Below are 21,067 nucleotides of genomic sequence, written 5' to 3'. Positions count from 1 at the left end.
TTTCGAGATATTTAGAAAACCATTCAAAATACCTTTTACAGAAAACGCCTTTTATTCAATGTATCGTTTACAAAACCATTCAATTTACAGTGAACAGCTACATACAGCTACAAACAGCTACAAAAATACACGCTTCGCTGTGTTTGAATAAAAAGTGGTGGAGCCGAGGGGACTCGAACCCCTTACCCCCACAATGCCATTGTGGTGCTCTACCAGATGAGCTACGACCCCAAAAAGGAAGGATAGGGAGATTGACTGATTCGGGTGGATTTGAAAAGTAAATTCTTCATTGCTGACAATTTATTATCCCGACCCAAAGAAAACTCTTGATTACCGAAAGTTGACTAACCTGGGGTTTCAGTGTTTCTTGGAGGTCTAAAGTCCCGGGGCAGTGCGCGCCTCCTTTTTTAAACCCATGACTGTCAACGACGAACATAATCCAAACAATCCTTCGCCTGCGATTCCTGCCCCACATCACACAGCAGCACAACGTCCTCTACCCGGAAAGCCCAAAAAAAAGCCTGCCGCTAAAATCCAGCGTAAGGCGGCAATTATCCATTGGCTGAATAAACACGGGTTATCCCGCCGGAAATTACGCGGGAATAAGGTATTTGGATATTTTGGGGATCATCTTTTCACCAAGGACCTCTGGACATTTAAACCGGACTCGATGTCCAAAGGGTGGCTGATTGGTTCCTTGAGTGCCTGCACCCCCTTGATGGGGGCACAAATCATCATAGCCTTGCCATTTGCCCTCCTTTTCCGGGCAAATATCCCGATCATCGTCGGGTTGATCCTATTGACAAATCCCGCTACAGCCGTGCCCTTCTACGGTTTTGCATTTTGGTTTGGCTGCATGATCATGGGCTCCCCATTAAAAGGGGAAGGTGAGGCCCTGAAACTCACCGACATGGGCCTGAGCACACTGGTATCGACCATGAATGAAAAAGGGGTATTTCATTTCTTGGGGGACATCCTTTCAGGGGTTTTCCTCACCCTCATGGTGGGCTGTATGAGTATCGGGATCACTGTGGGCCTCCTCGGATTCTTCGTTATCCGTTTCTTTGTTAAACAACCTCCCCCTATCATCCTGAGAAAATAATCCTATGGAGCACATCCGTCTCGATACCCTCAGCCCTGAAATGCATGAAGCCCTGATTGCGGCAGAGCTGGCCATGCCCACCGCCTATTCTCCTTATTCCCATTTCTGCGTGGGGGCAGCCCTCGTGGCGGACAATGGCGAGATCATCAGCGGGTCAAATGTGGAAAATGCCGCTTACGGGTCGAGTATTTGTGCGGAACGCTCGGCATTACTCAGCGCGAATACCCTAGGCTTCCGGAGATTCACCTGTGTCGCGATGATCGGGAAGCCCGAGCAAGGTGTCACCGAAGAACCCATCGCCCCTTGTGGTGCCTGCCGTCAAATGCTTTTAGAGACCTCAGAAATGTCTGGCCGCGACCTCGTGGTCCTGATGTCAAATACCGAAAAAACAAAAATCATCACCGCCACCATCCACGAACTCCTGCCTCTGGCATTCAAACCCAAACACATCGGTAAAAAACTCGAACACTACAGCAAATCACACAACCAATGAAAAAAACCATCTTCCTTTTTTTTATCATCCTTTCGTCCACCCTTTTTGCCCGTGCACAAACCACCGCCGACCTGCTGAAGGTCGCCGATGATCTCGCGCAGATGAATCTCCCTTATCTCTGGGCGGGGACAGATCCCTCCCAAGGCGGTCTGGATTGTTCCGGATTCATGATCTACGTCTTTAAAAAAGCCTGGGGGATCGATCTGCCCGACGAGTCCGGCAAACAACTCGATTATTGTTATAAACACGGGAAGGTGTGGACCGCAGACTCGAAGGATTTTAAGGTCTCCATGATCCAACCCGGGGACTTAGTCTTTATCTCCGGCACGAGGGTGTCAGACCGTCCCTCCCCGATTACCCACGTCATGATGGTGGCAGGGCCCGACCTGATCGTGGGTTCCCAAGACATGGGCCGCCGCGTCAAATGGGGTTCACCCGGTGTAGGTTATTTCAAACAAAAACTCTTTAGACCCTACGGGATACCCCGCCTCGGGGTAAAACCCTATCGGGACACCCCGACGATCTACGCCTACGCACGTCTGGAACCCCCCAAAAAAAAGGCGCAGGATAAATAATTTGCCCAGGGGGGGAACTTTTTAAAAAAAAATATTCTGAGTGTTTTTTGAGGCTGGGGTGTATTACCCCCTATGAAAACACTTATCCTCACATCCATCTTCACCTTGGGTCTCCTCGGTGCAGGAATCACATCAGCCTATGCCGCCAAGAATAGCTGCACAAATTGCACATGTGTGAAGTGCGAATGCCAATGTGAAAAAGGAAGTTGCACACCCAGCTGTAGTGAATGCCCTTGCTGCAAATAACTCCAAGCCAGATTCACTCCCTATCCATCATCCGCACCCTTTACTCGGGTAGCGGATTTTTTTTTGGCTGGTTTTCATTTTTTATTCCGTTCAATATCGCGGGTCGTGAATGCTGTCAGGAACCGTCCCGCCCATTATATCCTCGTCGCCCTAGCCTCCGTCGCGATCTCCGTGCTGGCCGGATACTTGTCTTGGGTGGAGAAACTTAACTGGAATATCTATGACCACTTCCAAAAGGCCCAAGCGAAAAATTTCCCGGCCTCCGACTCAGTCGCGCTCATCACCATCGACGAGGTCTCCCTGGCAAATTGCGCGGACCGCGCCGGTAAATGGCCCTGGCGACGAGATGCGTATGCGGCCCTTTTAATCAGCCTCGATACCTTGGGAGCTAAAGCCGTCGGCATCGACCTCCTCTTTAACGAACCCGCAACCGAATCTTACCATGACGACCTGCTCTATACTGTCATCCAAGCCATCGAGACCCCTGTCGTCCTCGCCCGACTCAAAGGCAAAGAACTGGCGAGTCCCTTTAACCAATGGCCCCTGACGGGCGACGTCGATCTAGCGAATGACAACGATGGCATCACCCGCCGGACCACCCGGGATCATAGCCTGGCCGGAGTCCTCTCGGTCCAAGCGGGAAACAAAAACTCGACACCCCCTGAGCTCCTCCGTTTCTACGGCCCTTTTAATGACACATGGGCAAAACGGAGTTTCCAAGCCGGGCCCTTGGTCATAAGCGGATATAAAATCCTGGAGGAAGCATCGAAACAAATCGATGTACTCGACCCGGGCAAATTGCGCGCATGGCTGACTGAACACAATAAATCGATTCCGGGGAAAATCGCAGAAAAGCCGCTGGCCGGGATCACCGTCATCGTCGGACTCACCGCTGCTGGGACCTTTGACGTCAAAGCCACACCGACCGGCAAGGCTGAAGCCGGCATGGTCATCCATGCCACCGCCCTGCGCAATTTGCTCGAATCCACTGGGGTCTCGGAGCTCCCCGACCAATGGGTCCTGCTCTTGTCCTTCGCGGGATCCCTGCTCATGGCGGCATACGCCTGGACGACTCCACGCGTTTCCCTATTAACAGCGATCACCCTTGCCGCCCTGCCTCTCATTTACTTTTTGTCAGGTCGATTATTGGCCGGGGGTTACTGGTTACCTCCCGTGGTACCGATGAGTGCCATACTCTTGAGTGCCTTCGGGGGGATTGTACTTAATTACCGGACGGAAACCCTCCGGAAAAAAGAAATCACCGGCCTTTTCGGGCGTTTCGTTTCCCCGACCGTGGTCCAGACATTAATCGATCATCCGGAGCTCGCGAGCCCGGGCGGGCGTGAGGAGATTTGCACCGTTTTTTTCTCAGACCTCGCCGGATTCACGACGATTTCTGAGAAACTTTCCCCGCCGGTCTTGGTCGAGCTCATTAATGAATACCTAGAAGTAATGAGTCGCACTGTCCTCGACCATGGTGGCACGATCGATAAATATATCGGGGATGCCGTGATGGCTTTCTGGAATGCCCCCATGCCCCAGGCCGACCATGCCGTACGTGCTTGCTCGACAGCCCTGCGATGCGAGCGGGCCACACGGGAAATGGCCGTGCGTTTCCGGGAAAAATATGACGTCGAGCTTTTCACCCGCTTTGGCCTGCACACCGGTCCGGTCGTCGTCGGCCCGATCGGTTCCTCCATCCGCCTTGATTATACCGTGCTCGGCGACACGGTAAATCTCTCCAGCCGCCTCGAGGGCGCAAATAAAAACTATGGCACGACTTTCCTGATCACCCAAGCCACGAAAGAACTCACCGGGGACACCTTCGCCTGGCGGCCCGTGGATCTCCTCCGGGTCAAAGGTAAACAAGAACCCATCGCCGTATTCGAACTCCTCGGATTCTCCGGTGACGTCACCGGGAAAGACAAAACCGCACTGGAGCATTTCCTGCGCGGTTACGACCAATACCGTTCTAGGCGATTTGCAGCCGCACTGGGAGATTTTAAGCTCGCCATCGAAGAAAAAAACGGGGATAATCTTTACTCATTATATAGGCAACGAACCCTGTGTTACATCGACCAACCACCCGCCCCTGACTGGGACGGGGTTTACACGATGACCACAAAATAAACCGTTCAAAGGACCATCAAAGTTATGGCTGACGTTTACTCTAAAAAACAAGACTTGCCGGTTTACGCCGAGCCTAACCCGTCGGCATCCGTCGTGGCCAAACTCAAATTCGCCGAAAAAGCCAAGGTCGTCTCGGACCAGAACCGCTGGGTGAATATCAAAACCTCTTCAGGACAAACCGGCTGGGTGTACTCCGGTAATGTCGGTGACCGCAGACCCCCGGAAGAAAATAAAGCCGATCTCCTCGCCCCCTCCAGCGGAGTGGACACCGCAGCCGCCGGCCGCGGACTCAGTGAGGCTGCCCAGCAATACGCCGAAAGTCGCGGTTACGTAAATGCCGCTTCGGATCTGGCCTGGCTCGATAAGGAAAATGCCTCCGTCTCATCTGCTGATGTCAAAACTTTTATGAAAGAACATAAACTCGGGGAGTACGCATCATGAACCGCCGCAATTTCCTTAGACTCATCGGGCTGACGACCGGAGCCACCGCCGCCACCTCATCTTTGAATGCCTTTAATATCGGGGGAGTCAATGTCCCCGTCCCTCTCCCGACGGAAATCACCGGCGGAGTCAATGTCGATAAGGTCGCGGAAGGTTCACAAAAAATCGCCAAAGGCGCGACGGGCATCGGAGCTAAAGAAGAAGCCGCCATCGGCGAGGCTGTGGCCATCGGCATCATCGGGAAAAATGGCGGACTCGCACGCGCTTCTGGACCCGCCCAAAAAATCATTTATATCGGCAAATCCCTCGCGAAATATTCCTACCGTCCCGGTTTGAATTTTCGTTTTGGTGTCCTGAATAGCTCGATTGTGAATGGATTCTCCTCCCCGGGAGGTTACGTTTTTATCACCAAAGGCCTCTTGGATGCCGTGGGTAATGATGACCAGCTCGCCGGCGTGCTCGCCCATGAAATCTGTCACATCACACGCCGCCACGCACTCCAGACGATTTCCCGGGGACAACTCGTCTCTGGCATCGTCGATGTCGCCAGTGGTTCCAGTAGCGATTTTTCCGCCTTTGACGCGGGCACCGATAAAATCGTTAATAAACTCCTCGATACCGGATTCGATCCGGATGACGAATACGACGCGGATAAATTTGGCGCTAAACTCGCCTATGAAACCGGGTACAGCAAAAACGGCCTCAAAGATTTCCTCGAGAAACTCAAGAGCACCCAGGGGGACAGTAAAAAAATCTTTTCCACCCACCCCCCACTGAGCAACCGCATCAGTAAGTTATCGTAACCCCGCCAAAAGGGGGATTTGTTTCCGCAAGGGCTGACTATAATAATATTTGTAGAGCTAAAAGTGACACTTTAGTATCACTCTATACGTACAGAACTCGTCACGACCCTCAAACGAAAGGCAATAGATGTCATCTCGAAACTCGCCCATGACCATGAGCCTGTTTTAATCACCCCAACACGGCCTCCCCGCTGCCTATCTACTCGATGTGCAGACGTATGAAGGAATGTAAAAGCCGGTTATCCCTTCTTGAAGGAATCGCGACGGGGGGGGGGAATCCATTCTGGAAAACCGAATCCTTTCCCACAAACAAGCAAGACAGAGGATGGCGCGGTGGCTCGCATAATTTGGACGGAACCTGCCCTTCAGGATATTGATGCCATTGCTGATTATATTTCCCTGGATAAGCCGGATGTAGCCAGACGCCTACCTCGTTCAACGCGTATTTGTACGAGTGGAGCAACTTGCACTACATCCCCGGAGCGGCTCAGTGCCAGCTGCACTCAAGGGCACTCAATATCGTCATTTAGTCATTCCACCGTTTTGTATTCTTTTATCGACACGAGAAAGATGCCATTTATATCGTTTATATCATGCGGGCTGAGAGGCGAGATAAGGGCTAACCGAGCTGACGAACCGCAGTCACAATGCCTTCGTGAATTTACCCGCACGTGACAAATACTGGCTTCGACCCGTGGTCTCGGACATGCGGAAGCATGCCCCTCCATCCGGAAAAAAACTCCGCCTCCTCTACCCCCCTTTTTACTTTCGACATTTCTCACGGTGGTGCTAGAAAGCCGCGCGGGAGAGATTACGTTTTTTTAAGTTTCTGCAAACGGTTGACCACGGAGCAAGTCGCCTCGACCGTGCGAGCGATTTGCGCGGGTGTCGTGGTCTTCCCCAGGGAAAAACGCACGGTGGCTCGCGCCATTTGCTCGGGCACACCCATGGCGAGGAGGACGTGGGAGGCCTGTACACTGCCCACCATACAGGCGGAGCCACTGGAAATGCAGATCCCTTCCAAATCGAGATTCATGAGGAGCTCCTCCCCGTCGATGCGATCGAAACTAACATTGAGTGTATTCCCTAATCTCATTTCCGGATGACCATTACGCCTGATACCGGGTAAACCGCCCAAACCCTGCCAAAGTGTTTCGGTTAATTCCCTAAGCCGGACATTCTCGGAATTAAAATCGCTGGCGGCAGCCATTTTTGCGGCGTGAGCGAACCCCACGATCCCCGCAATATTTTCCGTCCCGGGTCGGCGGTCACCCTCGTGGAATCCACCGTAGGCCACGGGCTCAATCGTTAATCCGTGTTTCAAGAAAAGGACACCCGTCCCTTTAGGGCCGTGGAATTTATGAGCACAAAGGGAAAGGGCATCCACACCCCATTCATGAGGAAAAACCGGCACCTTGCCGAAACTCTGGATGGCATCCGTATGAAAAAGTACTCCCCGGGCCCGCGCAATTTGCGCGAGTTCTTTCACCGGCTGGACCACTCCCGTTTCATTATTCGCACTCATCACCGAGGCGAGGATCGTGTCCGCGCAAATTGCTTTTTCAAAATCCTCCGGTGCAATTTGCCCGCTCGCACCGGGGTTTAAATACGTGACACGGAATCCCTCGTTTTTCTCGAGATACTCGAAGGCATGGAGGACAGCATGGTGCTCGATCCGGGAGGTGATGAGGTGAGTGCCCCCGGCTTTATGGCTACGGGCCAATCCGATAACAGCCAGATTATCGGATTCAGTCCCCCCACCGGTAAAAATGATCTCTGCGGGTTTCGCACGCAGGACCCGTGCGACATCATCACGCGATTCATCAATGGCATTCCTCGATTCACGCCCGTAATAATGGATGCTGGAGGGATTCCCAAAAAAACCTTCCAAGAAAGGCTGCATCGCCGCCACCACCTCTGGATTAACCGGGGTGGTCGCATTAAAATCTAGATAAACGGGTTCCATCAAAGACGCAGGGGGTTTAACGCCAGCTCGGGACTACTTCAAAAAGAATTTTAATCCAACCCTGAAAGCGGGGATAATGTAGGATTTCCACGAAGAGGGTTTGGCTGGTGCCTCGATAAACTCAGGTTTCTTTTTCTTCATGAAAAAGCGGGAGATCAAAGGAATGGCAAAACCGGCAGCCGTGGCAGCGGGGCCCAAAAAGCTAAGGCCATACCGGAGGGAACTCGTCGCTCTAGCCCAGGGATTTACCGCAGCTTTGACGTCACGGATGACATCAGTGATATCCTGGCGTTGGAGCTCCATACGCAGGCGTAGCTCTGCTTTCTTGATCTGATAATCACGGTTACTGAGCATTTTTACCCCCCTCCCCGCGACCACTTTGTGTGGGTGTTTTCTTTGGGGAAAATTGTTCACTAATCCACTGTGCATCCCGTTTAAGCTGGGAAACCGTTTCATTCAGTGTCTGCCCGTAACTCACCAAGGGACGGAGCAGAAAATGGAAAATCAAGCCGGCAATGATGAATGCGCAGAGGGCGACAGGGATAAGGCTATTCAAGCCGTATGCCCAGTAGAGTTTCATCACGATAAAAATGGACACCAACGAGAGTCCGACCATGAAAAAAGCCCCGAGGATGACAGAGACTAGGATCGCCAACATCAACCGGCGTTTTTCCTCCTCGATCTCTAACTGCACCAGCTCGATGCGGGTTCCTAATATATCAAGGAATCCGGCACCGATGCGGTGAAAAATATTTTTTTCGAGGGGGCTATTCAGATCAGGCTTTTCAAAACTCATGGGGACTTCTTTCGGTCAAAAGGATCTAATGACGAAAAATTAATCACGTCCACGGATCAATAATCCGATAATGAGGCCGATAGCAAATCCGGTACCAATCGCTTTATAAGGATTATCATGGATATATTTATCCGTGGCATCCGTGGCGATACGGGCTTTTTCGCGGACGATTTTATCAGCTTCATTCAGGCGGACTTTAGCGACTTTAATGCCTTCTTCGAGTTTAAGGCGGGCGGCAGAGGCTTTATCACCGAGTTGCCCGGCGGTTTCTTTAAGGACGACTTCGGCATCTGAAATGACTATTTTAAGGTCATCGATTAATTTTTGTTTGCTGGTTAGATCGCTCATATCTGAGTCTCCCGAGTTAAGGTTGTGAAAGTATTCTTCCATACTCTTTTCTTAGTTTCTATTTTTTTGTCCCGCGTGGTTTAAAATCCCCGTATTTAGACAGGGAAATATAAAATCACACTTGTATTCGGCTTTAACCGGTAGTCTGACCGGCATAAAGAATCCACCACGCTTCAAATGGTGGCCGTCTAATCACTCTATCCTTTTAGATTTGAAAGTCAACAGTGGCGGCATCTGTTTTTGATCGTATGCTGAGTTTAATATCCTCCATGATCACGATGGATTTGGCCGGGATCGACTCGAGTAACCAGACATTCCCCCCGATGACAGAGCCTTCCCCGATCACGGTATCCCCGCCAAGGATCGTGGCTCCCGCATAAATCGTCACATTATCCTCGATGGTCGGATGTCTTTTGCCGCCTTTAACGATACGGCCCTCGTCATCGCGCTTAAAACTCTTCGCCCCCAAGGTCACACCTTGGTAAAGCTTTACATAATTACCAATCAGCGCCGTCTCGCCGACCACCACACCCGTGCCATGATCGATAAAAAAATGTGTGCCGATCGTCGTGCCCGGATGGATATCGATCCCTGTGCGTGAATGCGCCCACTCGGTCATCATCCTCGGAATCAACGGGACCCCCCGCTCATAAAGCTCGTGGGCCATACGCTGGACGGCTATCGCCTCGATGCACGGATAAGCGAGGATGATTTCCTCATAACTTTTTGCCGCTGGATCCCCATCAAATGCCGCTGCCACATCGTGTTTCAGCAGCGAACGAATCGCAGGCAGTGTCGCGAGGAACTCCTCCACCATCTCGGTGGCCGTGGCGGCGATATCCCCTTTTTTGGATTCGAGCTGGTAACTGTACTCGAGGCTTTTGCGCGTCTCGGTCTCCAAAAAGGAGGAGACACGCTCCAAGGCTAATAAAATGTATTTGTCACATTCGGTGGAATGGAACTCTTGGGGGTTATAAAACCCGGGGAAAACGAGATGGAGCAGCTCTTGGGTAATCCGGCTGATGGCTTCCTTTGATGGGAGATTAACCCCGTCTATATGGTTAATGGCCCCGATTGTCTGGTAACTTTCGAGGAGCTTTTGGACAAGTTGTTGCTTCGAACGGCTCATATAAGAAGGCTGAACTTAATCCATTCATCCACACTCGAACAGGATAAAATCTCACTTTTCGCGTCATCAACCATCCCCGGCCCGACTCTCTCCCCTAGGCAACCGGAGACCCTTACGCAATTTGCGTGGGGGAAAGGCCGTGGTTTTTCCTGAAGAGACGGGCAAAATAATTTGCGTCTCGGATGCCGACGGCGAGGGCGGCCTCGGCAATCGGGCGACCACTGCTGATGAGGCTGCGGGCATGGGTGAGCCTGAGCTGGATCAGGTATTGGGTCGGGGTCATCCGATAGGCTTTTTTAAAGGAACGGCACAGGTGACTCGGACTCAGCCCGGCAATCGCACAAAAGTCGCGGTATCCCCCGGTGTCTGCGTAGGAGCTCTCCAAATAATTTTTCAGGGCCAGGGAGGCATCCTTTTCCCGGTGGAGCACGCGCAAATTGTCCGGAGCTTTTTCGGCCAGCCAATGGTTTAATAACGCATCAAGTAGGCCCAGGCCCACACCTTGCCTTTTACGCAAGGCACTAAAAAGCATCTCCACGAGCCGGAGCTCCTCCGTGTCGAGTCTCTTGTAAAAGGGCAGTTTCCCCTCAAAGGGGACGGGCAGCGGCTCCTCATGCCGCACATCAAAATCCTCCCCTTCAAACACCTGGATGGGGATCGCATCATTCACCGTGCGCGGGAACCAGTTAAAAAGGATACAGTGACGGTGGGTCCTGTCGGATTTCCCTAGCACACTCTCATGCCAAGTGGCCGGTGGAATCAGGCCGATCGTGCCCGCCGTCATCTTGTATTCACGGTCATCATAACGCAGGAGATGATCACCTTCCGAACAATACACAAGCTGGTTATCATAGAGCCTGCGACGGGGTTCACGCCAAGGAAAGCGGTTGATTCCCTCCCAGAAAAGGGTGATTTGCGAGTGGATCCACTTTCCCGCCGTGGGAGAGATTTTTTTTTGAATGGGTTTTACCCGAACCATGGCATCAGTATAAAGAGCAAAATAGTGCTAGTCAAATAGCAATTAATTCGACTTTCGAAAAGACATCCCCCGTCCGATGATATTGCTTATCGCAACCATGGAAAAACAACGTCTTGTCATTGTCGGGGCCGGCCAGCGCGGGAGCGAACACGCCCATGCTGCGGCAGTCCTTCCCGAGCTCTACGAACTCGCCGCAATTTGCGACACGGATCCCGAGCGGCTCAATACCCTCGCGATCAGCCTCAAAGAAAAACACGGCCTGGAGCCGCAGCTTTATGCCGACGCTGAAAAAATGCTCGCCGAGGTGCAGCCCGATATATTCTGTTTCTGCACGCACCCAAATATCCGGCTATCTCTTGTGGAGCTGGGATTAAAATTCCCTTGTGTAAAAGCCATCGCTTTCGAAAAACCCATCGCATTGTCCCTCAAAGAAGCCCGCACGATCATCGATAAATGTGCTCAGGCCAAGGTGAAAATCTTTATCGCCCACATCCATCCCTACGGGGAACAGTGGCAGAAAGTCAAAGCTCTCGTTTCCAGCGGGGCCATCGGCAAACTCGAACGCCTCGAAGGGGCCAGTGTCGGCTGGCTCATGGTCTACGGGACTCATGTCATCGATGCCATGATCTGGCTGGCAGACTCGAAAGTGCAATCCGTCTGGGCCCATGTACACGGGAGCAAATTGCTCGACGACCCTTTCCACCCCAGCCCTGAACACACCTCGGCGCGGTTGCGTTTTGAGAACGGGGTCTTTGGTAATGTCGAATGCGGTAGTGATGCCCCGATGCAACCCCCGGGGAACCTCTGGATCTGGGCGGACATGGGTGTCTGCGCTTACGGGGACGAAGGGTTTGCCCACGCCATCACCGGGGCCGGTTGGCGCGCAGTGACAAAGGATCAGCCTGGGCTCCAGTCTGATCCATCCCTGGGATTCAACCAGGCTGAGTCCACCGTACCTTATCTGGCGGAGCTCGCCCACTGGCTCAATGACGATAGCATGAATCCTCGTTGCGGCGGGGAAAAAGCCATGCACGGTTTTGAAGTCGCCATCGCCAGCTGGATCAGCGCCGTGGAAAAACGCCGTGTGGACCTGCCCCTGCCAGCCGATAGGGACTTCACCATAGCTGACTTAAAAAAATATCTTTTATAAAAACAGGCGGACGCTACCCTTTTAGAAAATCATATCAACTAGGATCAAACACACTATGAGACTCGGCGGACAACTCTTTGAACACGCTCCCACCCCGGAAGGTTGGACCCATAAAATCAAACAACTCGGTTACCGCGCGGCTTATTCACCGATTCATCCTGGCAGCACGGCTGAAGAGAAAAAAGCTTATGTCGAAGCCGCCAAAGCCGCAGACATTATCATCTCGGAACTCGGTACATGGTCAAATCCGCTATCTGACGACGCGCAAGACGCCCAAAATGCGATCAATGGTTGTATCGCTGGCCTCGCCTTGTGCGAAGAAGCCGGGATTACTTGCTGTGTAAATATCGCCGGTTCAAAAGGCAAGGTCTGGTGCGGTCCTGATGCGCGGAATTACACTCAGGAGACCTTCGACCAGATCGTCGAGAGCACGCGCCAGATCATCGACGCGGTCAAGCCCACCCGCACATTTTACACTCTTGAGATGATGCCTTGGGCTTATCCGGACAGTGCCGAGAGTTACCTCGACTTGATGAAGGCTATCGACCGCCCGGCCTTCGGTGTGCATTTCGATCCGGTCAATATCTTAAACTCCCCCGAGAAACTCTACAAAAACGGTGCCGTCATCCGCGACTTTGTCGATCGTCTCGGCCACAAGATCAAGAGCTGCCACGCCAAAGACATCACGATCAATGAGAACTCCTTCGCGGTGGAAATGCGCGAGGTCGGCCCCGGACTGGGGGTGCTGGATTATGAAACCTTCCTCACCTGTGTCGACAAACTCTCCCCAGACATGCCCCTCATGCTCGAGCACTTAGAAAAACCGGAACAATACGATGCCGCCGCCGCTCATATCCGCTCCACAGCCACCCGGCTGGGCATTTCAAAAATATAACCCCCACCACTGATCACTCACCAAAAATACCATGAATACAAAATACCATATTGTTGAATTCCCATGCGAAGGTCAGGCAAACCTCGTCGAGAAGGAACATGACGCTACCCCGCTCGGAGCCAAAGAGATTTTTGCCAAGACACTTTATTCCCTCATCAGTCCGGGTACGGAACTCGCCGTTTACCAAGGCCACTGGATCTACGGGGCAAAAGCTTTTTATCCCTTCCCCCCGGGATACGCCACCGTCCATGAGGTCGTGGAGACAGGTGCCGAAGTCACAAAGTTCAAAAAGGGGGATATTGTTTTTTCCACAAAATTCCACATGTCCAGCGTACGCGGACAGGAATCCGATTTCGTCATCGTCCCGTCTGGACTCGCGGCGGATAAAGCCCTTTTTGCCCGGATCATGAGCATCTCCTGGACCTCCGTTTATTCCACTACGGCACGGCCCCCTGCGAAAGTGATCGTGACCGGACTCGGCCCTGTCGGCCTCATGGCCGCCCAACTCCTCAAACGGTGCGGCTACCAAGTGTACGGGTGTGATCCCGTCGCAGCCCGCCGCGAGGCCGCCCAAAAATGTGGGATCTCCCGGGTGATCGAAAAAATCCCTTTTGACCAGCCTGAGTTCGCCCAGCAAATCGCTGCGGTTTTCGAGTGTTCCGGCCATGAAAAAGCCGCTCTGGACGCAGTTCGTGTCGTCCGTAAACACGGGGAAGTCTTTTTGATCGGACTGGCTTGGAGCCGCAAAACGGATATTTACGCGCAGGAACTTCTCCAATGGATTCTTTTCAACTACGTCAGTGTCCGGGGTGGGTGGGAATGGGCCATGCCCATGCATCCGGCTGAAAGTGGTCAAAACAGTATCATGGGAAATTTTGAAACCGGGCTCGAATGGCTCGCAGACGGTTCCATCAAAGTCGACGGGCTCTACAGCCTTGTTGAGCCGAAGGATTGCCAGGAAGTTTACCAGAATCTCCTGAATCAAAAGGGCGGGCAACTGCTCAATATCTATGACTGGACAAATTTTTTAAACCCCCAACAATAAAAAAAAGAAGAAAACTATGATCACAATCGGAATCGCAAGCGATAACTTCCGCCATGACGACCGTTCACTGGCCTATGTCTTTAACTGGTGCAAACAAAACGGTGCTGACACCGTCGAGATCAACACCGTCAATGGTGAGGACTTCTTCGAGGGACTAGGATTCTCCCCGTCGATCTCGCTGAATTTTGACGGCATCGCTATCGCGGAAGAAGCCGCAAGTTATGGCCTGAAAATCAGCCAGATCGACTGCCATTACGGTATCCACCGCTGGCAATCTATTCCTTATATGATTAACGGCATCAAGATGGCCCGCGACCTTGGTTGCCCCGCAATCGCCACCACCGACGGCGCTGAAGTCCCCAAAGGAATGACCCTCGAACAAGTCTATGAACGCGCCGTCTACCATATCGGTGAAGCCCTTCCTTTCGCCCGCACTCATAAGATCAGCATTAATGTCGAGCCACACGGACCATTAACTAATAACCTCGAACTCATGATCCGGCTCATGAAACATTTTAATGATCCATTCCTCGGGATTAATTTCGATACGGCTAATACATTTATCGCTGGAAATGACCCCGTCGCCATGACCGAGGCACTCCTGCCCTGGATCCGCCATTTCCACGTCAAGGATGTCGCCCCTGAACTCAAAGCCAGCATCGGGAAAGATACCGGTATCGCCGCTAGTGAAGTCTACGTCGGTCAGGGGATCAATGCCGATAACATCCGCAAGATCGTCGACCTCCTCCAAAAAAATAACTGGAGTGGTGTCATGAGCCTCGAAGCCAAGGGTGAAAAAAATACCCTGAAAAGCTTAGAATGGTTCCGCGCTGTCCTCGCAGGAAAGTAAGGATTTCCCGACACACGCTTTTTCTTGTAACACCCAGAGGTGAAGGCCACGCCCTTCACCTCTTTTTTTTGTCACGAGTCCCCCGTTATTTTCTACTTCCCGGGCTTTGTCTTACAGAAACCGGCGAGGGTCGTGCCTTTGAGGCGTTCCATCATCTGGTCATGGATTTCCAAGAGAGTATCGTGCAGCGGACAGGGTTCATGATTACCACACCAGCCGGGACCGTAGGGGCACTGGATCTCGCCCTCGACCTGTTCAAAAAGCTTGGCGATTTCATAAAGGCTGATGGAGGCCGGATCATGCGAGAGGCGGTAACCACCCCCGGGGCCGGGAGTACCTTCGACAAAACCGGCCCGCGACACGATCGTCAGGATTTTCGCCACAAGCGGGCGCGAGAGCTTGCGTTTTTGCGCAATTTGCGGCGCACTCGCCCGGGCGGCGGGGTCAGAATAGAGTTCGGCCAGCGCACTGAGTGCGCTGACGGCTGTGGCTGTCCCTTTTCCATAAGCAAGCATAAGGTTTTAAAATGCATCATGTCCGGCATGCTGGAAAAATCAAGCACCACCAAAGGGATTTTTTCTCCGCCCCCCCCAGAGTGTCCACGGCAAGCTAATGCCGACTTGCCGTGATTCATCTCGCCCCGTCCTGCATTCCTACTTTGCGAGGCAAGCAGCGAGATCATCCTCGGCATTGGTAATCGCCATGAGGTTAAATTTCTCCTGGAGCACCGCGACAATCGCAGGGGTCGCAAATGCTGGGAGTGTCGGTCCGAGCCGGATATTGCGCACCCCGAGGTGGAGCAAGGTCAGGAGGACGGCGACAGCCTTTTGTTCATACCAAGAGATATTCATGGAAAGCGGCAGGTCATTGATCCCACAATCAAAAGCTTGGGCGAGGGCCGAAGCGATTTTAATGGCTGAATACGCATCATTACACTGGCCACAATCCAGCAGGCGAGGGATGCCCCCGATCGTTCCGAAATCATTACGGTTGAAACGGAATTTACCGCAACCGAGCGTGAGGATCACGCAGTCATCCGGGATTTTTTCGGTGAAATCGGTATAATAATTCCTGCCGGTTTTCGCCCCGTCACATCCACCGACGAGGAAGAAATGTTTGATCGCACCGGCTTTGACCGCATCAATGACTTTGTCGGCGACACCGAGCACGGCATTGTGGCCAAATCCCAGCGTGAGTGTTTTGCCCTCGCCCGTGGACGTGAATCCCGGGCAACGCAAAGCCGCTTTAATGACAGCGGAGAAATCACGGCCTTCGATATGTCTGACCCCGGGCCACGCGACGAGCCCACAGGTGAAGAGTCTCTGGAAATAACTTTGTTTCGGGAGCTGGATACAATTTGTCGTCATCAGGATGGACCCGGGGAAACGGTCGAAGTCCCGCGCTTGGTCTTGCCATGCTCCCCCGTAATGACCGGCTAGGTGGGAATATTTTTTCAGAGCGGGATAACCGTGGGCGGGTAACATTTCCCCGTGTGTATAAATATTGATTCCTTTGTCGAGGGTCTGCTCGAGTAAAGCCTCGAGGTCTTCGAGGTTATGGCCGGAGACGAGGATACAAGCTCCGGGCACGGGATCCAAAAGCACTTGTGTCGGCACGGGATGGCCGAAACGGCGGGTGTGCGCGTGATCAAGGGATTCAAGCACGCTGAAATTCTCTTCCCCACAACTCAGGCACAGGCCCAAGAGCTGGTCAATGGTCGTGGTTTGTCCCAGGGCAATCGCCGCCAACGCCTCAAAAATGAAAAGGGCCGTCTGCCCGATAGGCTCACCCGCATCCACCGCATGCCAGGCATAAGCCGCCATTCCTTTGAGTCCATAAGTCAGGAGCTCCTGGAGCCCGAGTATGTCCGGACCGATCTTTTCTAAACGCGACTCCACCCCGATCTCCTCTCCTTGCCTGATGAGATCGTCAATATCCGGCGCGGGTTTAAAACAAGTCGCCCCGTTAAAGGACGTCACGGCCGGGTCAGTCGCCTTGCGGGCGGATTCATAAAGTTTCTTGGATTCATCTAAATAATCTCCCGCACGGTTCAGCATCGATTGCAAACGTACCGGATCAAAATTCACATTTGTCACCGTCGTAAAAAGGGCGTCGAGAGCAAATTGCTCGAGGGCGGGAGAACGTTTCCCGGCCAGTGCTGCTCGATGGGCAAATACGCTGATGCCTTTGAGGGCGTGTAAGAGCAGGTCTTGTAAGGCTGCTGTCTCGGGATTTTTCCCGCATACACCCAGTGAAGTGCAGCCGGTGCGTTGGGAGGATTGCTCACATTGGTAACAGAACATTGAACTCATATAGATAAGGGGGATTTTGATTGTTCCTGATTAATTGGATTGAGGGCGAGCATGAACCCCCGGTTCCGGCTATTCAAGAATTAAAGAGAGTATTATCTTTATTTAAGGCAAAATGTGTCTTCTTTCTTTGCCGTGCCTGAAAAATAAAAGGGCCCTTATGTGTGTTGGCGGAAGGCGCGGGGAGACATCCCGGTTTTGGCCCGGAGGAATTTATTAAATTGTTGGAGTGAGGGGATTCCGATTTCTTCGGCGACAGTTTGGACTGGGATAGTGTGGATTTTGAGTAACCCGGTCGCTTTCTCTAATCGTCGGGTGTGGAGATAGGTGATCGGGCTCATTTTAAAATACTTCTGGAAAAGGGCGATCAGGTGGTTACGCGAGACACCCACGCGGGTGGCGAGTTTCCCGATACGGAGGGGCTCACGGATTTCATTTTGGATGATTATCACAGCCGTTTCCAAGGCGGAGGGTAAATTAATTGTTTTGGATTTCTGGTTTTGTTTTCCCCGGTCAGCCAGATCCAGGAGTAAATCCCAAAACCGGATATCCGCCCGGAGCGGGTGGGTTTTATGGAGGGAGCATATTTTCTCCATTTCATTCCAAAGCTCTTCAAAACGTATGCCCGCATTTTGCACCACTGGAAAAACTTGAGTCATCTTGCCGGGAGAGGTCCCCGTCCGGAAATGTACAAAAAAATGAACACAAGGTTTCAGCGGAAAATGCCATTTCAAACGCCTGAATGGCGGAGCCAGACTGATCGTCCCCGGTGTAATCGGGTAGTCACTCCCACTGAAAGACAATGACCCTGTCCACCGGTAAAGATGTAGGCTCCACGTGCCGTCCATCACAAAAGCCTCATCAGCCTTGCGCCCGTGGACATTCATTCCGGCTTCCACAATCACTGGCTTTTCATCGAGGCTAATCATTAAACCCGAGAGGGATTGCTCTTTTTGCACAGTGCAAATAAACCACTAATCTGGGCATCTGTCCAATTGATCCAAATGCCTCAGCGGGCGTATATTTACCTGACCCTATGGATACACCCCCACCCACATCCCCCACATCCGAGCAAAGGAATGCCCGGGGCGAATGGCGCCCCTCCTATCCGGTGACCTACGCCCCGATATTTGTTTGGCCCCCGAAACTCACCGCATTCTTGAAATGGCTTTTTGGTTATCCCGGTTATCTGTGGCCGTGGAATGTGATTTACGCCGCCATAGCCCTTCTCACCTGGCTCTACCTGACACCTTCCTTAGAAACCTGTGCCACCTTACAATGGGAATGGGCCGGACTAGTTTTCCTGCGTAACCTTGCCCTATTATGGATCATGGCCGGGACCTGGCATTTCCTACTTTATAATCTCAAGCTCGCGGGCACCCGGAAAAAATACGATGCCAAATGGCAAAGCACCAAAAACCCCTCCTTTATTTTTAAGGACCAGGTTTACGATAATATTTTCTGGAGTTGTGCAAGTGGATGCACCATTTGGACAGCTTATGAGGTCCTCTATCTCTGGGCGGCGGGTAACCATCTGGTCCCCCTCATCAGCATCCGCGAGCATCCCGTTTATGCGATTGTCCTCTTGCTGCTCATCCCTTTCTGGAGAGAGTTCCATTTCTATTGTATCCATCGGTTGATCCACTGGAAACCCCTTTACCGGAAGGTCCACTACCTGCACCACAAAAACGTGAACCCCGGTCCCTGGTCTGGACTAGCCATGCATCCCGTCGAGCACCTGCTATATTTCAGTGTCGTCCTGATCCACTGGGTGATACCGTCCCACCCGATTCATTTTATCTTTAATCTCCAGCACACGGCCCTGACCCCGATCCCTTCCCATAATGGATTCGAAGGCCCGGTGCTCACGGACAAACTGCCCTCCGGCTCCTACTTCCACTACCTGCACCACAGATATTTTGAATGCAATTATGGGGAGTCCACCCTGCCCCTCGATAAATGGTTCGGCACATTCCGTGACGGACTACCCGGAGGTAAGGGCGCAAAACTGCCTGAGAAGGAACAGGTTTAAAAGCCCCTCCCCGTGAGGGGTCGCGGATCATGATTGCAGTAAAAACCTGATAAAAACTCAAACCATTATGAATCCGCGCTCTCGCATCCGGGCGGCAATCGCCCACCAGGAACCCGACCGTACCCCCATTGACCTCGGGGCGACCCCGAGCTCCGGCATCTCCGCTGTGGCTTACCTTAACCTCAAAGACCATCTCGGGATCACCACCGGCCACTGCCAAATCTACGATGTCGTCCAGCAACTCGCCCAACCCGAGGACATGATTATCGACCGCTTCGGCATTGACGTGATCGATATCGGACGCGCATTTAATACCGGGGCAGGGGATTGGCATCCCTTTATTAACCATGAAGGCCGCTCAGTCCTCCTCCCGTCGTGGTTCACACCATTTTTGAATGAGGACGGGTCCTATAGCGCCTTTTCGCGCACGGGGGTAAAGGTCGGGAAGATGCCCACAGGGGCGACATTTTTCGACCAGACCCTTTTCCCTTATGTCGATGGGTATCCATCTGACATGCGCAATTTGCGCCAGGACATGGACAAAGTCGTCTGGGCCGCCCTCCCCCATAGCCCTTGGGATCATGCAGGCGAACCTGGATTCTGGAATGACCTCCGGAGTAAAACCCTCGCCTTGCGCCAGTCCACAGACAAAGCGCTGATGATTGTGTGCGGGTGTAATTTATTTGAATGGGGCACATTCCTACGACGGATTGACCAGTTCCTCATGGACTTTCATGATGATCCTGAGGCAGTGGAATCCCTGCTCGACGCCCTTTTGGAGATTCATCTGGCCACACTGAGCCGTGTGTGTGAATCCGTCGGGGATATTGTCGACATCATCCGTTTTGGTGATGACCTCGGCATGGACAGCGGGCCATTTATGTCCGTACCGATTTACCGCCGCTTTTTCAAACCCCGCCACACCATCCTTTGTGACTTTGTGAAGAAACACTCAAACATGCACACCTTCCTGCATTCCTGCGGTTCCATCTACCGGTTATTGCCTGACTTGATCGAAGCGGGTTTTGAGATTTTTAATCCGGTGCAAACTTCCTGCCGCGAAATGGATGCCGCCACCCTGAAAAAGGAATTCGGCGCGTCTATCACATTCTGGGGCGGCGGGGCGGATACCCGACACGTCCTCAACCACGGCACACCAGCCCAAGTCAAAGAAGATGTGAAACGCCGTATCGAGATTTTTGCTCCGGGGGGCGGGTTCGTCTTTAATCCCATCCATAATATCATGCCTGATGTCCCCCCGGAAAATATTGTCGCGATGTTTGAAGCCATCCAAGAAACTTGATCGCATCCCTTTCCACTGTGAAAATATCATTTTTAGAGTTGTCCTCGCGTAACGAGTCAATATCCTCACGGGTCATGTTCATGAATGGTCACGCGGAAAGATCGGCACGGGTGGAAAAATGGTTTGCCCCGGCGAGATTCGGACTTTTTTATCACTGGGGACTTTTCACCGGCGGGGGGAATACCGCCAAGGCCGGATGGTGGGCCCCACTGCAATTTGCTTCCATCGCAGAGCTGGAGGCCACGGCCCCGGCCCCGGAAGTCCTCGCTCGGAACCTCGTGGATACAGCGGAAAAAACCGGCGCGCGTTATATTACTTTTACGGTCGTCCACTCCTGCGGGGGATGGGCCGTGATGTACCCTACTGCCGTGGAAGGCTTCATTCATATCTCCACCCGGGATTATGTCGGCGCGGTACTCGCTGAGGCGGCCAAACGCAAATTGCGCGTGATCCTCTACCTACCCGGAAGTATGGG

Annotated in this window: 23 protein-coding genes and 1 tRNA gene; 14 read left to right on the top strand and 10 right to left on the bottom strand. The window is 52.6% G+C overall.

Translation table 11 applies throughout. The features are described 5' to 3' along the window. Positions 1–155 precede the first annotated feature (155 nt). Positions 156–231, bottom strand: a tRNA-Ala gene (locus SGI98_04840). A gap of 184 nt (positions 232–415) precedes the next feature. Here SGI98_04840 and SGI98_04835 point away from each other — a divergent pair. From SGI98_04835 to SGI98_04805, 7 genes are all read left to right on the top strand, one after another. Continuing rightward, positions 416–1,102, top strand: a complete 687-nt coding sequence (locus SGI98_04835; protein ID MDZ4742730.1) for a DUF2062 domain-containing protein — start codon at positions 416–418, stop codon at positions 1,100–1,102. A gap of 4 nt (positions 1,103–1,106) precedes the next feature. Then, positions 1,107–1,595, top strand: a complete 489-nt coding sequence (gene cdd, locus SGI98_04830) for a cytidine deaminase (protein MDZ4742729.1) — start codon at positions 1,107–1,109, stop codon at positions 1,593–1,595. Next, positions 1,592–2,170, top strand: a complete 579-nt coding sequence (locus SGI98_04825; protein ID MDZ4742728.1) for an NlpC/P60 family protein — start codon at positions 1,592–1,594, stop codon at positions 2,168–2,170. Before cdd ends, SGI98_04825 begins: the two co-directional genes overlap by 4 nt. Positions 2,171–2,242: 72 nt before the next feature. Further along, complete coding sequence (locus SGI98_04820; protein ID MDZ4742727.1) at positions 2,243–2,416, top strand: hypothetical protein; 174 nt, start codon at positions 2,243–2,245, stop codon at positions 2,414–2,416. 105 nt (positions 2,417–2,521) lie between these two features. Then, entirely contained in the window at positions 2,522–4,546 is a 2,025-nt protein-coding gene (locus tag SGI98_04815) for an adenylate/guanylate cyclase domain-containing protein (protein MDZ4742726.1), read from the top strand. A gap of 24 nt (positions 4,547–4,570) precedes the next feature. Further along, on the top strand, positions 4,571–4,987 hold the full coding sequence (locus SGI98_04810; protein ID MDZ4742725.1) for an SH3 domain-containing protein: 417 nt from the start codon (positions 4,571–4,573) through the stop codon (positions 4,985–4,987). After that, the gene (locus SGI98_04805; GenBank protein ID MDZ4742724.1) at positions 4,984–5,790 is read left to right on the top strand and encodes a M48 family metallopeptidase; all 807 of its coding nucleotides are present in this window, start codon (positions 4,984–4,986) and stop codon (positions 5,788–5,790) included. The genes SGI98_04810 and SGI98_04805 overlap by 4 nt, the downstream gene beginning before the upstream one ends. A gap of 811 nt (positions 5,791–6,601) precedes the next feature. On the opposite strand, the gene SGI98_04800 is transcribed toward SGI98_04805, so the two are convergent. The 6 genes from SGI98_04800 to SGI98_04775 form a co-directional block, all read right to left on the bottom strand. After that, positions 6,602–7,756: a cysteine desulfurase family protein gene (locus tag SGI98_04800; GenBank protein ID MDZ4742723.1), complete on the bottom strand. Its 1,155-nt coding sequence runs from the start codon at positions 7,754–7,756 to the stop codon at positions 6,602–6,604. Between the two features lie 33 nt (positions 7,757–7,789). Beyond that, a complete protein-coding gene (locus SGI98_04795; protein ID MDZ4742722.1) occupies positions 7,790–8,110 on the bottom strand; it encodes a hypothetical protein in 321 nt (106 codons plus the stop codon). Next, a complete protein-coding gene (locus SGI98_04790) occupies positions 8,100–8,552 on the bottom strand; it encodes a phage holin family protein (GenBank protein MDZ4742721.1) in 453 nt (150 codons plus the stop codon). The genes SGI98_04795 and SGI98_04790 overlap by 11 nt, the downstream gene beginning before the upstream one ends. Positions 8,553–8,591: 39 nt before the next feature. Then, positions 8,592–8,900 carry a DUF883 family protein gene (locus tag SGI98_04785; GenBank protein ID MDZ4742720.1) on the bottom strand — a complete coding sequence of 103 codons (309 nt, stop codon included), beginning with the start codon at positions 8,898–8,900 and terminating at the stop codon, positions 8,592–8,594. Positions 8,901–9,105: 205 nt separating this feature from the next. Beyond that, on the bottom strand, positions 9,106–10,029 hold the full coding sequence (gene epsC / locus SGI98_04780; protein MDZ4742719.1) for a serine O-acetyltransferase EpsC: 924 nt from the start codon (positions 10,027–10,029) through the stop codon (positions 9,106–9,108). 112 nt (positions 10,030–10,141) lie between these two features. Beyond that, on the bottom strand, positions 10,142–11,008 hold the full coding sequence (locus SGI98_04775) for an AraC family transcriptional regulator (protein MDZ4742718.1): 867 nt from the start codon (positions 11,006–11,008) through the stop codon (positions 10,142–10,144). 97 nt (positions 11,009–11,105) lie between these two features. Between SGI98_04775 and SGI98_04770 the strand changes: the two genes are divergently transcribed. Genes SGI98_04770 through SGI98_04755 form a run of 4 tightly spaced genes read left to right on the top strand, consistent with a single transcriptional unit; the run spans position 11,106 to position 14,948 of the window. Continuing rightward, positions 11,106–12,158: a Gfo/Idh/MocA family oxidoreductase gene (locus SGI98_04770; GenBank protein MDZ4742717.1), complete on the top strand. Its 1,053-nt coding sequence runs from the start codon at positions 11,106–11,108 to the stop codon at positions 12,156–12,158. Between the two features lie 55 nt (positions 12,159–12,213). Next, positions 12,214–13,053: a TIM barrel protein gene (locus tag SGI98_04765; GenBank protein MDZ4742716.1), complete on the top strand. Its 840-nt coding sequence runs from the start codon at positions 12,214–12,216 to the stop codon at positions 13,051–13,053. A 31-nt stretch (positions 13,054–13,084) separates the two neighbouring features. Further along, positions 13,085–14,098, top strand: a complete 1,014-nt coding sequence (locus SGI98_04760) for a zinc-binding alcohol dehydrogenase (protein ID MDZ4742715.1) — start codon at positions 13,085–13,087, stop codon at positions 14,096–14,098. A 16-nt stretch (positions 14,099–14,114) separates the two neighbouring features. Continuing rightward, a complete protein-coding gene (locus tag SGI98_04755) occupies positions 14,115–14,948 on the top strand; it encodes a sugar phosphate isomerase/epimerase family protein (GenBank protein ID MDZ4742714.1) in 834 nt (277 codons plus the stop codon). 92 nt (positions 14,949–15,040) lie between these two features. On the opposite strand, the gene SGI98_04750 is transcribed toward SGI98_04755, so the two are convergent. The 3 genes from SGI98_04750 to SGI98_04740 form a co-directional block, all read right to left on the bottom strand. Further along, the gene (locus tag SGI98_04750; GenBank protein ID MDZ4742713.1) at positions 15,041–15,463 is read right to left on the bottom strand and encodes an Rrf2 family transcriptional regulator; all 423 of its coding nucleotides are present in this window, start codon (positions 15,461–15,463) and stop codon (positions 15,041–15,043) included. A gap of 138 nt (positions 15,464–15,601) precedes the next feature. Continuing rightward, positions 15,602–17,251, bottom strand: coding sequence for a hydroxylamine reductase (gene hcp, locus SGI98_04745; protein ID MDZ4742712.1), 1,650 nt, complete (start codon positions 17,249–17,251; stop codon positions 15,602–15,604). A gap of 164 nt (positions 17,252–17,415) precedes the next feature. Beyond that, positions 17,416–18,216, bottom strand: a complete 801-nt coding sequence (locus SGI98_04740; GenBank protein ID MDZ4742711.1) for an AraC family transcriptional regulator — start codon at positions 18,214–18,216, stop codon at positions 17,416–17,418. A gap of 77 nt (positions 18,217–18,293) precedes the next feature. Between SGI98_04740 and SGI98_04735 the strand changes: the two genes are divergently transcribed. From SGI98_04735 to SGI98_04725, 3 genes are all read left to right on the top strand, one after another. Continuing rightward, a complete protein-coding gene (locus tag SGI98_04735) occupies positions 18,294–19,289 on the top strand; it encodes a sterol desaturase family protein (GenBank protein MDZ4742710.1) in 996 nt (331 codons plus the stop codon). Positions 19,290–19,356: 67 nt separating this feature from the next. Then, on the top strand, positions 19,357–20,592 hold the full coding sequence (locus SGI98_04730; protein MDZ4742709.1) for a uroporphyrinogen decarboxylase family protein: 1,236 nt from the start codon (positions 19,357–19,359) through the stop codon (positions 20,590–20,592). 74 nt (positions 20,593–20,666) lie between these two features. Continuing rightward, the coding region (locus tag SGI98_04725; protein ID MDZ4742708.1) for an alpha-L-fucosidase at positions 20,667–21,067 on the top strand (401 nt) is incomplete at its 3' end.

The organism is Verrucomicrobiota bacterium, assembly GCA_034440155.1.
In the GTDB taxonomy this organism is placed as follows: Bacteria; Verrucomicrobiota; Verrucomicrobiia; order JAWXBN01; family JAWXBN01; genus JAWXBN01.
Note: the sequence above shows the minus strand (reverse complement) of the source record. Positions and strands in the feature narration are given on the sequence as shown.